This is a genomic window from Mycobacterium talmoniae (assembly GCF_001854525.1).
In the GTDB taxonomy this organism is placed as follows: Bacteria; Actinomycetota; Actinomycetes; order Mycobacteriales; family Mycobacteriaceae; genus Mycobacterium; species Mycobacterium talmoniae.
Genome location: NZ_MLQM01000158.1, coordinates 1 through 12,447, shown reverse-complemented (window position 1 = coordinate 12,447; position 12,447 = coordinate 1). Strand labels below are relative to the sequence as shown.

The window sequence follows — 12,447 nt, the reverse complement described above, 5'->3', positions numbered from 1 at the left end:
GCTCGGATGCGGTGCGCGCCGTCGTCGTCGGCGCCCGCCGCACCGCCGAGGAGTTGGGCCGCGCGTTTCCCGGCGCCACCGTGATCACCTCGGCCGGTGACGCCGTGGTGACCGCGATCGACCCCGGCCCGGCCCTGGTGATCGCCACCCCCGGCGCCGAACCGCGCGCGGTCGGCGGCTACGGGGCCGCGCTGCTGCTGGACAGCTGGGCGCTGCTGGGCCGCCAGGACCTGCGCGCGGCCGAGGACACGCTGCGGCGCTGGATGGCCGCCGCGGCGCTGGTCCGCGGCCGCGGCGACAGCGGGGTGGTGACGGTGGTGGCCGAATCGGTGATCCCCACCGTGCAGGCGCTGATCCGGTGGGATCCGGTGGGCCACGCCGAATCCGAGCTGGCCGCGCGCACCGAGGTCGGTCTGCCGCCGGCCGCGCACCTGGCCGCGCTGGACGGCGGTGCCGAGGCGGTGACGGCGTTGCTGGCCGAAACCGAGCTGCCCGACGGCGCCGACCTGCTCGGCCCGGTGGAGCTGCCACCCGGGGCGCGGCCCCCCGCGGGCCTGCCCGCCGACCTGGCGGTGACCCGGATGCTGGTGCGGGTGCGCCGCGAGCAGGGCCTGGCGCTGGCGGCGGCGCTGCGGCGCGGCACCGCGGTGGCGTCCGCCCGCCACGACCAGCCGCCGGTGCGGATCCAGATCGACCCGCTGCACGTCGGCTAGGGCGGCTCACCGCTTGCGCGCGACGACCAGCAGGTACTCCCACTCCATGACACCGGCGCTCAGGTGGCGGTCGGCGAGGTCGATCAGCTCGGCGTCCAGCGCGGCGACCAGCGCGGGGTTGTCGCCGATCGCGCGGTAGGCGTCGATGGTCGGGCCGTAATGGTTCTTGAAGTAGCCGTGCACCGCGTGGGCGCTGTCGAACCGGTCCACCCGCAACATCCACCGCCCGGCGCGGATGACGCTGACCCGGCCGCCCAGCAGGTTGCCGACATAGTCGTCGCGGCCCCACAGCGCCGCCGGCGGCACACCAGGCACCTGGGTGGGCCGGTACGGCCGGATCGCCGCCAGCATCCGGCCGAAGAACCCCTCGGGTGTCCAGTTCGCCAGCGCGATCGTCCCGCCCGGGCGGCAGACCCGCACCAGTTCGTCGGCGGCGCGCTGATGGTTGGGCGCGAACATCACCCCGATCCCGGACAGCACCGCATCGAACTCGCCGTCGGCGAACGGCAGGGCCTGCGCATCGGCCTCCCGCCAGGCCATCGTCACGTCGTGGTCGCGGGCCCGCAGCTGCGAGCGCTGCAGCAGCTGCGGGGTGAGATCGGTGGAGACGACGGTGGCGCCGGTCAGCGCGGCCGGGATCGAGATGTTGCCGGATCCGGCGGCCACGTCGAGCACCCGATCCCCGGCGCCGATGCCGCTGGCGCTGACCAGCGCCGGGCCGATCGGGGCCATCACCTGCTCGGCCATCAGGGCGTAGTCGCCCATCGCCCACATCGCGCGGTGCAGGGACGCCGCGGTCTGCTCGGCGGCGCTCAGCGTGTCAACCGTCATCAGGAACCTCCTCAAAGCCGTCACACGGCGCTGTTCGGCGGGGGCACCCGCCGCGCCGATCTAGTAGCTATGAGAAACAGTAGACATAGGAAATAGTAGAGTCCTGCTAGCGTTCTGTGGATCGCCTGAAGGGGAGGCCAGCACGTTGACCGGCACCATGCCCACCGAAGACGAGTCGCTGGATGCGATCACCGACGCCTTGCTGACCGCGTCCCGGCTGCTGGTGGCCATCTCGGCGCACTCCATCGCCCAGCTGGACGAGACCATCACCATCCCGCAATTCCGAACCCTGGTGCTGCTGGGCAATCACGGCCCGATCAACCTGGCCACGCTGGCCGGTCTGCTGGGGGTGCAGCCGTCGGCGGCCGGGCGGATGGTCGACCGGCTGGTCGGCGCCGGGCTGATCGACCGGTTACCGCACCCGACCTCGCGACGCGAACTGCTGGCGGCGCTGACCGAACGCGGCACCGCGGTGGTTCGGGAGGTCACCAGTCAGCGGCGCGCCGAGATCGCTCGCATCGTGGAACGCATGCCGGCGCCGGAACGGCGGGGGCTGGTGCGGGCCCTGACGGCGTTCACCGCCGCCGGCGGGGAACCCGCAGCGCATCTCGACGGTGAGGCCTAGCCGCCGGCGCGGATCCCGATCGACCCGCTGCGGCGGCTTAGTCGACGCTGCGGCCCAGGAACGCGGCGAGCTGATCGATCGGCGGGCGACCCGGTGCGCATGGGCGTTCCTCGGCAAAGGGTTTCCCCGGTCCTCGGAAATCGGGCCGCAGCCGCTCCCGGGCGGCGGCCAGCAGATCCGTCGCCAGCTCGGGGTCGAGGTCGGTGGGCTGGCCGGTGGCGGTGGCCAGATCCCAGGCGTGGGTCAGGGCATCGGTGCTGCGCATGCCGATCACGACGCTGCCGGGAACCTGGCCGAACGGGAGCTCGAACATGGTCGTCATACCGTCTGGGCCGGCGAACGCCCGCTGCGCCGCGGCGGCGGCATTCCGGTGCGCTTGCAGCAGGTCGCCGGGCCGGGCCGGGGGCTGTTGGTAGGCGCCGGCCCGCTGCGCGACGCGCTCGTTGCCGGTGACGACGTGGTCGATGAGATCAGCGACCGTCCACTCGGTGCAGGGGGTGGGGGCGTCGAGCTGGTCGGCGGCGACGTTGCTCAGCACGGCGGCGAAGGCGTCTTGCGCACGTTGGTGGGCGTCGAGTGGGTCCATGAATCCGCCTCCTCCGCGGTCGATCCGGCTCGCCCGCAATTTCACCCCAGTTGCGGCGCCGTCGATCGGTTTTCCCGGGAATCGCCGGCCGTCCCTACACTGGCTCGGTGCGCCTCGTCTTTGCCGGCACCCCCGAACCCGCGCTGCCCGCGCTGCAGCGGCTCATCGACTCACCCCGCCACGAGGTGATCGCGGTGCTCACCCGACCCGACGCCGCCGTCGGCCGGCGCGGCAAACCGGAGCCGTCGCCGGTGGCCCGGCTGGCGCTCGAGCACGACATCCCGGTGCTGCGGCCGGCCAAACCCAACTCGGCGGAGTTCGTCGGGCAACTGTCGGCGCTGGCGCCGGAGTGCTGCGCGGTGGTGGCCTACGGCGCGCTGCTGCGCGACGGCCTGCTCGCGGTGCCCGCCCACGGTTGGATCAACCTGCACTTTTCGCTGCTGCCGGCGTGGCGGGGCGCCGCCCCGGTGCAAGCCGCCATCGCCGCCGGCGACCCCATCACCGGCGCCAGCACCTTCCAAATCGAACCGGACCTGGACTCCGGACCGGTGTACGGCGTGGTCACCGAGACGATCCGACCGACCGACACCGCCGGTGACCTGCTGGAGCGGCTCGCGGTGTCCGGCGCGGCGCTGCTGGAGGCCACCCTGGACGGCCTGGGGACGCTGACCCCGGTGCCGCAGTCGGCCGACGGGGTCAGCTACGCCCCGAAGGTCACCGTCGAGCAGGCCCGGGTGCGCTGGGACCAGCCGGCCCAGGCCATCGAGCGCGGTATCCGGGCCGTCACCCCCAACCCGGGCGCCTGGACCCTGATCGGGGACCTGCGGGTCAAGATCGGGCCGGTCAGCGTCGCCGTCGACGCGCCGAAACCGTTGCCGCCCGGTGGCATTCACACCGACCGGCGCCATGTCTGGATCGGCACCGGGTCGGATCCGGTGCGGCTGGGCCAGCTCCAGCCACCCGGGAAGAAAGCCATGAACGCCGCCGACTGGGCCCGCGGCGCCCGGCTCGACCCGGCCGTGCGGGCGTCATGACGCACCCCAAAAAGCGGCCCTTCCGCAAACCGCCGCAGCGCAAACCGCCCGGAAAGCCGCGCCGCAAACCGCTGGACCCGGCCCGGCGCGCCGCGTTCGACGTGCTGCGGGCGGTCACCGAACGCGACGCCTACCCGAACCTGGCGCTGCCGGCGCTGTTGCGGGAACGCGGCATCACCGGCCGCGACGCCGCGTTCGCCACCGAACTGACCTACGGCACCTGCCGTACCCGCGGCCTGCTGGACGCGGTGATCGCCGCCGCCGCGGAACGACCGGCCGACACCATCAACCCCGTGCTGCTGGATCTGCTGCGGCTGGGCAGCTACCAGCTGCTGCGCACCCGGGTGGACGCGCACGCCGCGGTGTCCACCACCGTCGACCAGGCCGGCATCGAATTCGACTCGTCCCGAGCGGGTTTCGTCAACGGCGTGCTGCGCACCATCAGCGCCCGCGACGAGCAGTCCTGGGTGGCCGAGCTGGCACCGGCCCATGACCCGGTCGGGCAGCTGGCGTTCAGCCACGCCCATCCGCGCTGGATCGCCCAAGCCTTCGCCGACGCGCTGGGCGCCCGGGCCGGGGAGCTGGCGGCGGTGCTGGCCAGCGACGACGAGCGGCCCCAGGTGCACCTGGCCGCCCGGCCCGGGGTGCTGTCCGCCGCCGAGCTGGCCGCGACGGTCGGCGGTGCCGTCGGCCGGTATTCGCCGCACGCGGTGTACCTGCCCGGCGGTGACCCCGCGCAGCTGGCCGCGGTGCGCGACGGGCAGGCCCTGGTCCAAGACGAGGGCAGCCAGCTGGTGGCCCGCGCGTTGACGCTGGCGCCCATCGACGACGACGCCGGGCGGTGGCTGGACCTGTGCGCCGGACCGGGCGGCAAAACCGCGCTGCTGGCCGGGCTGGGCGCCCAGGTCGGCGCCCGGGTCACCGCCGTCGAGGTGTCGGCCAAACGCGCCGGCCTGGTCACCGACAACACCCGCGGCCTGCCGGTCGAGGTGGTCTGCGCCGACGGGCGCGATGCCGGCCTGGAACCCGGCTTCGACCGGGTGCTGGTCGACGTGCCGTGCACCGGGCTGGGGTCGCTGCGCCGCCGACCGGAGTCGCGGTGGCGGCGCCAGCCCACCGACCTGCCGCAGCTGACCAAGCTGCAGCGCGAACTGCTGGGCGCCGCGATCGCGCTGACCCGCCCCGGCGGGGCGGTGCTGTACGCCACCTGCTCGCCGCACCTGGCCGAAACCGTCGGCGTCGTCGCCGACGCGCTGCGCCGCCACCCGGTGACCGCGCTGGACACCCGGCCGCTGTTCGCCCCCGCCGCCGATCTCGGCGACGGCCCGTACGTGCAGCTGTGGCCGCACCGGCACGGCACCGACGCCATGTTCGCCGCGGCGCTGCAAGTAGGCTGAACGCCATGTCACGGCCCCTGATAGCCCCGTCGATCCTGGCCGCCGATTTCGCCCGGCTGGCCGACGAAGCCGCCGCCGTGCAAGGCGCCGACTGGCTGCACGTGGACGTGATGGACGGCCATTTCGTGCCGAACCTGACCCTCGGGCTGCCGGTGGTGGAAAGCCTGCTCAAGGCCACCGACATCCCGATGGACTGCCATCTGATGATCGAGGACCCGGACCGCTGGGCGCCGCCGTACGCCGAGGCCGGCGCCCACAACGTCACCTTCCACGCCGAGGCCACCGACAACCCGGTCGCCGTGGCCCGCGATATCCGGGCCGCCGGCGCCAAGGCCGGGCTGTCCGTCAAACCGGGCACCCCGCTGGAGCCCTACCTGGACATCCTGCGCGACTTCGACACCTTGCTGGTGATGTCGGTGGAGCCCGGTTTCGGCGGCCAGTCCTTCATCCCCGAGGTGCTGGGCAAGGTACGCACCCTGCGCAAACTGGTCGACTCCGGTGAGTTGCAGATCCTGGTCGAGATCGACGGCGGCATCAACGCCGACACCATCGAGGCGGCCGCCGAGGCCGGGGTGGACTGCTTTGTCGCCGGGTCGGCGGTCTACAGCGCCGCGGACCCGGCCGCGGCCGTCGCGGCGCTGCGCCGGCAGGCCAGCGCCGCCTCCCCGCATCTGCGGCCATGAACGTGGCCCTCGGCCACGACGCCGCGATGGGGCTGGCGATCGAGCAGGCCGACAAGGTCAAGGGCGCCACCTACCCCAATCCGCCGGTCGGCGCGGTCATCGTGGACCGCGACCAGCGGGTGGTCGGGGTGGGCGGCACCGAACCCGCCGGCGGCGCGCACGCCGCGGTGGTGGCGTTGCGCCGGGCCGGCGCCCTGGCCGCCGGCGGCACGGCGGTGATCACCCTGGAGCCCTGCAACCACCACGGCAAAACCCCGCCGTGCACCGACGCCCTGCTCGACGCCGGGGTCGCCGAGGTGGTCTACGCCGTCACCGACCCCAACCCGATCGCCGCCGGCGGCGCCGACCGGCTGCGGGCGGCGGGGGTGCGGGTGGTCACCGGTGTGCAGGCCGAGGCGGTGGCGGCCGGGCCGCTGCGGGAATGGCTGCACAAACAGCGCACCGGGCTGCCGCACGTCACCTGGAAGTACGCCGCCAGCGTCGACGGGCGCAGCGCGGCCGCCGACGGCTCCAGCCAGTGGATCACCAGCGACGCCGCCCGCGCCGACGTGCATCGCCGCCGCGCAGCCGCCGACGCGATCGTGGTCGGCACCGGCACCGTGCTGGCCGACGACCCGACGTTGACCGCCAGGCTGCCCGACGGCAGCCTGGCCGATCGCCAGCCGCTGCGCGTGGTGGTGGGGGAGCGCGAAATCTCCTCGGAGGCAAAGGTGCTCAACGACGACTCGCGCACCATGGTGATCCGCACCCACGAGCCGGCCGAGGTGCTGCGGGCGCTGAGCGACCGCACCGATGTGCTCATCGAGGGCGGCCCCACCCTGGCCGGGGCGTTTCTGCGGGCCGGGGCGATCGACCGCATCCTGGCCTACGTGGCGCCGATCCTGCTGGGCGGGCCGATCACCGCCGTGCACGACGTCGGGGTGCCGTCCATCGCGCGGGCGCTGCGCTGGCGGTTCGACGGGGTGCAGCGCGTCGGCCCCGATGTGCTGCTCAGCCTGGTCCCCGGCTGACCCGCCTGGGCCTCCCGCGCCGCGAGCGTGCGCAAATGTACGCCAAAACCCCTGGAAACCCGTACATTTGTGCACGCTCGCGCCGGGGTCGACGCCCGCGATCAGGGCTCGGAGAACGCGGCCTCCGCATCCGGCTCCGGCTCGTCGGCGTGTTCCTTGCGGGCCCCGATCAGCAGGCCCAGCAGCGCGCCGACCACGCACACGATCGCGGTGATGAAGAACATCTCCCCGTACTGCATGGCGAACGCGAGCCGGTAATTGGCCGCCTGCGCGGCCAGCTGTTCGGCCAGCGAGTGACCAGCACCGCGGCTCGGCAGGCCGGCCAGGATCTGGTTGAACCGGTGCAGCCCCCACGCCGACAGCGCGGCCATCCCGACCAGCATGCCGGTCATCCGGGCCACCACCACCCCCGACGAGGCGATGCCGTGCTGCGCCGAGGGCACCACCCGCAGCGCCGCCGAGGTCAGCGGCCCGATCACCAGGCCCAACCCGATCCCGGCCAGCGCCAGGTCGGTGTCCATGGCCGGCAGCGTGAAAAAACCGAAGTTGTGCCGGTACGCCAGCAGATCGACCGGCCACTTGGAGATCCACCAGTAGCCGAACGCGGCGATGAGCAACCCGGCGAAGGTGACCGCCCGGTCACCCACCCGGGTGGCGATCCAGCCGCCGGCCAGGGCGCCGATCGGCAGCGCGATCAAAAACCGCAGCAGCAGACCCGCCGCCGCGTTTTGGTCCAGGCCCAGCACACCCTGACCGAACAATTCGACGTTGACCAGGGTCACCATCAGCGCGGCGCCCGCGCACAGCGAGGCGCCCAGCGCCGCCAGAAACGCCCGGAAGTGCACGCCGACCGGGTCGATGAGCCGGGTGCGGGCGAAGAACCGCTCCCACACCCCGAACGCCACCGCGGCCAGCAGCGCGAACCCCAGCGCCGGCAGCCCCCAGTCGGGCAGCGCCTGTTTGGCGCTGGGCTCCGGGTTGTACAGCCCGAGCACGGCCAGGCCCAGCGTGACCGCCAGCAGCACCCCGCCGATGATGTCGATGCGTTCCGGCGGGCCGTCGCCCTTGGCCTTGGCCGGCAGGCTGAAGTGGATCATCACCATCGCGATCGCGGTCAGCGGCACGTTGATCCAGAACACGTCGCGCCAGTCCCGCAGCAACCACACGATGAAAATGCCGTACAGCGGCCCCAGCACGCTGCCCAGCTCCTGGGCGGCACCGATACCGCCGAGCACCCCGGCGCGGTTGCGTTCCGACCACAGGTCGGCGCCCAGCGCCAGCGTCACCGGCAGCAGCGCACCGCTGGCCACCCCCTGAATGGTGCGGCCGACCACCAGCATGGACAGGTCGGTGGACAAGGCGGTGACCACCGAGCCGGCCGCGAACGCCGCCAGGCTGGCCTGCAGCAGCATCTTGCGGCCGAACCGGTCGGACGCCCGACCCAGCAGCGGCATCGCCGCGATGTAGCCCAACAGGTAGCAGGTGACGATCGGGGTGATCTGCTGAATCTTGTTGATCGGGATACCGACACCGTCGGGCGGCGGGGCCATGATGTCGCGCATGATCGTGACCACGACATAGGTGTCGAGGGCACCCAGTAGGACGGCGAGGCTCCCGGCGCCGATCGCTACGGTACGGCCGGCCCGCATCACACCGCCGGCTTGTCGACGGTGACCGGCTTGTTCCAGTTCGACAGGGTCATCTGGATCGAGTTGCCCTTGCTCTTGTCCAGGGTGGCCTGCACCAGCTGGTGCGGCTCGGCGGCCTGGATCCACACCGTCGCCGGCAGCGGCTCGGTCGCGTTGAGCTGCGCGGCCAGCTTGTTGACCGCGTCGGCGGGAACCTTCCCGGAGATCTTGATGGTGTCCTGGCCGTTAATGGTTTCCTGGTCCTCGGCCTTGGCGTCGGTGAAGTTGGCCAGCACGTTGGCCAGCCCGGTGTCCGGGTTCAGGATCTGCGAGGGGTCATAAATCTCGGCGGCCGGGCCGTAATCGGTCCAGGTGTCGCCGGTGAGCACCGCATACAGGTCCGCGTCGAACACCACGAACTTCACGTCGACGTCGGAGCCCCCGAAGGTGATCTTCGCGTCGCCCTTGGCTGCGGTTTTGGGATCGGTGGTCAGATCGCCGTTGAGCGTCTTGACCGGCAGCTTGTCGATCTTCCCGGTCACCGACAGATCCAGGTGCACGCTCTTGAGGCTCTTGGTGCTCGCACTGGATTGCTTGAGCAAGGTGGTGGGGTCGGGCAGCTCGGCGGTGGACTTCGACTTCGACGAGGAGCATCCGGCGATGAGCCCGACGGTCAAGGCGAGGGCGGCGAGCATTACGGCGGGGATTCTGCGGCGGCGCGTCAGCATGATGGCAATCGTAACGGTGCCGACGAAAACCGTGGTGGCGCCGTCGGTGGGTGCCGCCGCGCCGCAGGCTCTACCCTGGTGCGGTGTTCACCGGCATTGTCGAGGAATTGGGCGAGGTGGTCGCGCGCGAGGATCTGACCGACGCCGCGCGGTTGGTCATCCACGGGCCGGTCGTCACCGCCGACGCCGCCCACGGCGACTCGATCGCCGTCAACGGGGTGTGCCTGACGGTGGTGGAGGTGCTGCCCGGCGGCCGGTTTTCCGCCGATGTGATGCGCGAGACATTGGACCGCTCCAGCCTGCAGAAGCTCGACGCCGGTGCCGCGGTGAACCTGGAGCGCGCCGCCCCGGTGGGCGGCCGGCTGGGCGGGCACATCGTGCAGGGCCACGTCGACGGCACCGGTCACGTGCTGGCCCGCACCCCGGCCGAGCATTGGGAGGTGGTGCGCATCGCGCTGCCGCCCGCCCTGGCCCGCTACGTGGTGGAAAAGGGCTCGATCACCGTCGACGGGATCTCCCTGACCGTCTCCGGGGTGGGTGCCGACTGGTTTGAGGTATCGCTGATCCCAACCACCCGGGAGCTGACCACCCTGGGCCGCGCACCGGTGGGAACACCGGTCAACCTGGAGGTCGATGTCATCGCGAAATACGTCGAACGCCTGCTGCAACATCCCGCTGAGTAAGACCAGGGCAATAACGGTGATCACGCGGTGGTTCATACTGGACGGACGGGGTTCCGCGGACTGGCGCTCCCGAACGGACTGAGGTGGCACGGATGACGAGGCTGGACACCGTCGAGCGGGCTCTTGCCGACATCGCGGCCGGTAAACCCGTCGTCGTCATCGACGACGAGGATCGGGAGAACGAGGGCGATCTGATCTTCGCCGCCGAGAAGGCCACCCCGGAGCTGGTGGCCTTCATGGTGCGGTACACCTCCGGCTACCTGTGCGTGCCGCTGGACGGCGCGGTCTGCGACCGGCTGGGCTTGTTGCCGATGTACGCGGTCAACCAGGACAAACACGGCACCGCCTACACCGTCACCGTCGACGCCAAAAACGGGGTGGGGACCGGGATTTCGGCCTCGGACCGGGCCACCACGATGCGGCTGCTGGCCGATCCCACCAGCGTCGCCGACGATTTCACCCGGCCCGGGCACGTGGTTCCGCTGCGCGCCAAGGACGGCGGTGTGCTGCGCCGCCCCGGCCACACCGAGGCCGCCGTCGACCTGGCCCGGCTGGCGGGTCTGCAACCCGCCGGGGCGATCTGCGAGATCGTCAGCCAAAAGGACGAGGGCGCGATGGCGCAGACCGACGAGCTGCGGGTGTTCGCCGACGAGCATGATCTGGCGCTGATCGCCATCGCCGACCTCATCGAGTACCGCCGCAAACACGAGAAGCACATCGAGCGGATCGCCGAGGCCCGGATCCCCACCCGGCACGGCGAGTTCCGGGCGGTCGGCTACACCAGCATCTATGAGGACGTCGAACACGTGGCGCTGGTCCGCGGCGAGATCGCCGGGCCGCACAGCGACGGCCACGACGTGCTGGTCCGGGTGCACTCGGAATGCCTGACCGGTGACGTGTTCGGGTCGCGGCGCTGCGACTGCGGACCCCAGCTGGACGCGGCGATGGCGATGGTGGCCCGCGAGGGCCGCGGCGTGGTGCTCTACATGCGCGGCCACGAGGGCCGCGGCATCGGGCTGATGCACAAGCTGCAGGCCTATCAGCTGCAGGACGCCGGCGACGACACCGTCGACGCCAACCTCAAGCTGGGGTTGCCGGCCGACGCCCGCGACTACGGCACCGGCGCGCAGATCCTGGTCGATCTCGGGGTGCGCTCGATGCGGCTGCTGACCAACAACCCCGCCAAGCGGGTCGGCTTGGACGGCTACGGGCTGCACATCATCGAGCGGGTGCCGCTGCCGGTGCGGGCCAATGCGGAGAACATCCGGTACCTGATGACCAAGCGGGACCGGATGGGTCACGACCTGACCGGGCTGGACGATTTCGACGAATCCGTGCATCTGCCCGGCGAATTCGGCGGTGCCCTGTGAGTGGCGCGGACGACGCTGCAGAGCGCGGCGATGAGAAGGAGCCGCGCTCGTGAGCGGAGCCGCCGGGGTGCCGGAGCTGCCGGTGCTCGACGCGTCCGGGCTGACGCTGGCGATTGTGGCCAGCACCTGGCACCCCCAGATCTGTGACGCGTTGCTGGCCGGTGCGGTCAAGGTGGCCGCCGACGCCGGCATCGACAACCCCACCGTGGTGCGGGTGCTCGGCGCGATCGAGATCCCGGTGGTGGCCCAGGAGTTGGCCCACAGCCACGACGCCGTCGTCGCCTTGGGTGTGGTGATCCGCGGCGCCACACCGCATTTCGACTATGTGTGTGATGCGGTGACCCAGGGGCTGACCCGGGTTTCGCTGGACTCCGCCACGCCGGTCGCCAACGGGGTGCTGACCACCAACACCGAGCAGCAGGCCCTGGAGCGGGCCGGATTGCCGACGTCGAGCGAAGACAAGGGGGCGCAGGCGGCCGCGGCGGCGCTCAGCACCGCGCTGACCCTGCGCGACCTGCGCACCGCCGCCTCGTGACCAGCTCCACCGACGACTGGGATGTGGTGGTGCGCCCGCACCGGGCGCCCTACTTCGCCTACACCGCGGCCTTCCTGATCGCCGCCGTGCACATCGCGGTGGGTTTTTTGCTCAAGATCCGCTCGTCCGGGGTGATCTTCCAGACCGCCGACCAGGTGGCGATCGCCGGGCTCGGCCTGGTCATCGCCGGCTGTGTGCTGCTGTTCGCCCGTCCGCGGCTGCGGGTCGGGGCGGCCGGGCTGTCGGTGCGCAACCTGTTCGGCTACCGGCTGATCCCGTGGTCGGTGGTGGAGGGGGTGTCGTTTCCGGCCGGCGCGCGCTGGGCGCGGATCGACCTGCCCGACGACGAGTACATCCCGGTGATGGCGATCCAGGCCGTCGACAAGGAGCGCGCCGTGGCGGCCATGGACGCGGTGCGGGACCTGGTCGCTCGCTACCGCCGCCCCCGCGAGCAGACGTAAAAGCCCCCTTTTCTCGACCCAAAACGGTGCTTTTACGTCTCAGTGTCAGTGTGAGTGTGCCGGGTTGCGGTGTGTCTGCGTGACAGGTGCCGTGGCGCGGTGGTTGGTTCTGTCTTACCTGGTGTCTGGCTCATTTTGCGTCTGCCGCCCTCGGGGTTGGCGT

The 12,447-nt window shown here is 71.9% G+C and carries 13 protein-coding genes and 1 pseudogene; 10 read left to right on the top strand and 4 right to left on the bottom strand.

All coding sequences use genetic code 11. The features are described 5' to 3' along the window. Positions 1-713: pseudogene (locus BKN37_RS21600) on the top strand (primosome assembly protein PriA); the annotation flags it as partial. A 6-nt stretch (positions 714-719) separates the two neighbouring features. On the opposite strand, the gene BKN37_RS21595 reads toward BKN37_RS21600, so the two are convergent. Next, a complete protein-coding gene (locus BKN37_RS21595; RefSeq protein WP_071029003.1) occupies positions 720-1,544 on the bottom strand; it encodes a class I SAM-dependent methyltransferase in 825 nt (274 codons plus the stop codon). 157 nt (positions 1,545-1,701) lie between these two features. On the opposite strand from BKN37_RS21595, the gene BKN37_RS21590 reads away from it, so the two are divergent. Continuing rightward, a complete protein-coding gene (locus BKN37_RS21590; protein ID WP_071029004.1) occupies positions 1,702-2,169 on the top strand; it encodes a MarR family winged helix-turn-helix transcriptional regulator in 468 nt (155 codons plus the stop codon). 37 nt (positions 2,170-2,206) lie between these two features. On the opposite strand, the gene BKN37_RS21585 is transcribed toward BKN37_RS21590, so the two are convergent. After that, positions 2,207-2,755, bottom strand: coding sequence for a TIGR03086 family metal-binding protein (locus BKN37_RS21585; protein WP_071029002.1), 549 nt, complete (start codon positions 2,753-2,755; stop codon positions 2,207-2,209). 107 nt (positions 2,756-2,862) lie between these two features. On the opposite strand from BKN37_RS21585, the gene fmt reads away from it, so the two are divergent. Genes fmt through ribD form a run of 4 tightly spaced genes read left to right on the top strand, consistent with a single transcriptional unit; the run spans position 2,863 to position 6,879 of the window. Next, positions 2,863-3,789: a methionyl-tRNA formyltransferase gene (fmt, locus tag BKN37_RS21580; protein WP_071029001.1), complete on the top strand. Its 927-nt coding sequence runs from the start codon at positions 2,863-2,865 to the stop codon at positions 3,787-3,789. Further along, positions 3,786-5,186, top strand: a complete 1,401-nt coding sequence (locus BKN37_RS21575; protein WP_071029000.1) for an RsmB/NOP family class I SAM-dependent RNA methyltransferase — start codon at positions 3,786-3,788, stop codon at positions 5,184-5,186. Before fmt ends, BKN37_RS21575 begins: the two co-directional genes overlap by 4 nt. Positions 5,187-5,191: 5 nt before the next feature. Then, the gene (gene rpe, locus BKN37_RS21570) at positions 5,192-5,869 is read left to right on the top strand and encodes a ribulose-phosphate 3-epimerase (protein ID WP_071028999.1); all 678 of its coding nucleotides are present in this window, start codon (positions 5,192-5,194) and stop codon (positions 5,867-5,869) included. Then, positions 5,866-6,879 (top strand): bifunctional diaminohydroxyphosphoribosylaminopyrimidine deaminase/5-amino-6-(5-phosphoribosylamino)uracil reductase RibD, encoded by a 1,014-nt coding sequence (gene ribD / locus BKN37_RS21565; protein ID WP_071028998.1) that lies wholly within the window; start codon positions 5,866-5,868, stop codon positions 6,877-6,879. Before rpe ends, ribD begins: the two co-directional genes overlap by 4 nt. Before the next feature lie 101 nt (positions 6,880-6,980). Here the strand turns inward: ribD and BKN37_RS21560 are convergent, their stop codons facing one another. Further along, positions 6,981-8,528, bottom strand: coding sequence for an MFS transporter (locus BKN37_RS21560; protein ID WP_071028997.1), 1,548 nt, complete (start codon positions 8,526-8,528; stop codon positions 6,981-6,983). Further along, on the bottom strand, positions 8,528-9,235 hold the full coding sequence (locus BKN37_RS21555) for an LppX_LprAFG lipoprotein (protein WP_071028996.1): 708 nt from the start codon (positions 9,233-9,235) through the stop codon (positions 8,528-8,530). The genes BKN37_RS21560 and BKN37_RS21555 overlap by 1 nt, the downstream gene beginning before the upstream one ends. A gap of 83 nt (positions 9,236-9,318) precedes the next feature. On the opposite strand from BKN37_RS21555, the gene BKN37_RS21550 reads away from it, so the two are divergent. From BKN37_RS21550 to BKN37_RS21535, 4 genes are all read left to right on the top strand, one after another. Further along, positions 9,319-9,918: a riboflavin synthase gene (locus tag BKN37_RS21550; RefSeq protein ID WP_071028995.1), complete on the top strand. Its 600-nt coding sequence runs from the start codon at positions 9,319-9,321 to the stop codon at positions 9,916-9,918. A 92-nt stretch (positions 9,919-10,010) separates the two neighbouring features. Then, positions 10,011-11,288 carry a bifunctional 3,4-dihydroxy-2-butanone-4-phosphate synthase/GTP cyclohydrolase II gene (locus tag BKN37_RS21545; RefSeq protein ID WP_071028994.1) on the top strand — a complete coding sequence of 426 codons (1,278 nt, stop codon included), beginning with the start codon at positions 10,011-10,013 and terminating at the stop codon, positions 11,286-11,288. Positions 11,289-11,337: 49 nt separating this feature from the next. Next, complete coding sequence (gene ribH, locus BKN37_RS21540; protein ID WP_071028993.1) at positions 11,338-11,823, top strand: 6,7-dimethyl-8-ribityllumazine synthase; 486 nt, start codon at positions 11,338-11,340, stop codon at positions 11,821-11,823. Further along, positions 11,820-12,284, top strand: a complete 465-nt coding sequence (locus tag BKN37_RS21535; protein ID WP_071028992.1) for a PH domain-containing protein — start codon at positions 11,820-11,822, stop codon at positions 12,282-12,284. Before ribH ends, BKN37_RS21535 begins: the two co-directional genes overlap by 4 nt. Positions 12,285-12,447: the final 163 nt, after the last annotated feature.

What these genes read in the sequence shown, in the direction of transcription:
- BKN37_RS21555 (WP_071028996.1), bottom strand. Translation starts at nt 9,235, where the DNA reads ATGCTGACGCGCCGCCGCAGAATCCCCGCCGTAATGCTCGCCGCCCTC.
- BKN37_RS21575 (WP_071029000.1), top strand. Translation starts at nt 3,786, where the DNA reads ATGACGCACCCCAAAAAGCGGCCCTTCCGCAAACCGCCGCAGCGCAAA.
- BKN37_RS21545 (WP_071028994.1), top strand. Translation starts at nt 10,011, where the DNA reads ATGACGAGGCTGGACACCGTCGAGCGGGCTCTTGCCGACATCGCGGCC.
- BKN37_RS21590 (WP_071029004.1), top strand. Translation starts at nt 1,702, where the DNA reads ATGCCCACCGAAGACGAGTCGCTGGATGCGATCACCGACGCCTTGCTG.
- rpe (WP_071028999.1), top strand. Translation starts at nt 5,192, where the DNA reads ATGTCACGGCCCCTGATAGCCCCGTCGATCCTGGCCGCCGATTTCGCC.
- ribD (WP_071028998.1), top strand. Translation starts at nt 5,866, where the DNA reads ATGAACGTGGCCCTCGGCCACGACGCCGCGATGGGGCTGGCGATCGAG.
- BKN37_RS21595 (WP_071029003.1), bottom strand. Translation starts at nt 1,544, where the DNA reads ATGACGGTTGACACGCTGAGCGCCGCCGAGCAGACCGCGGCGTCCCTG.
- BKN37_RS21560 (WP_071028997.1), bottom strand. Translation starts at nt 8,528, where the DNA reads ATGCGGGCCGGCCGTACCGTAGCGATCGGCGCCGGGAGCCTCGCCGTC.
- BKN37_RS21585 (WP_071029002.1), bottom strand. Translation starts at nt 2,755, where the DNA reads ATGGACCCACTCGACGCCCACCAACGTGCGCAAGACGCCTTCGCCGCC.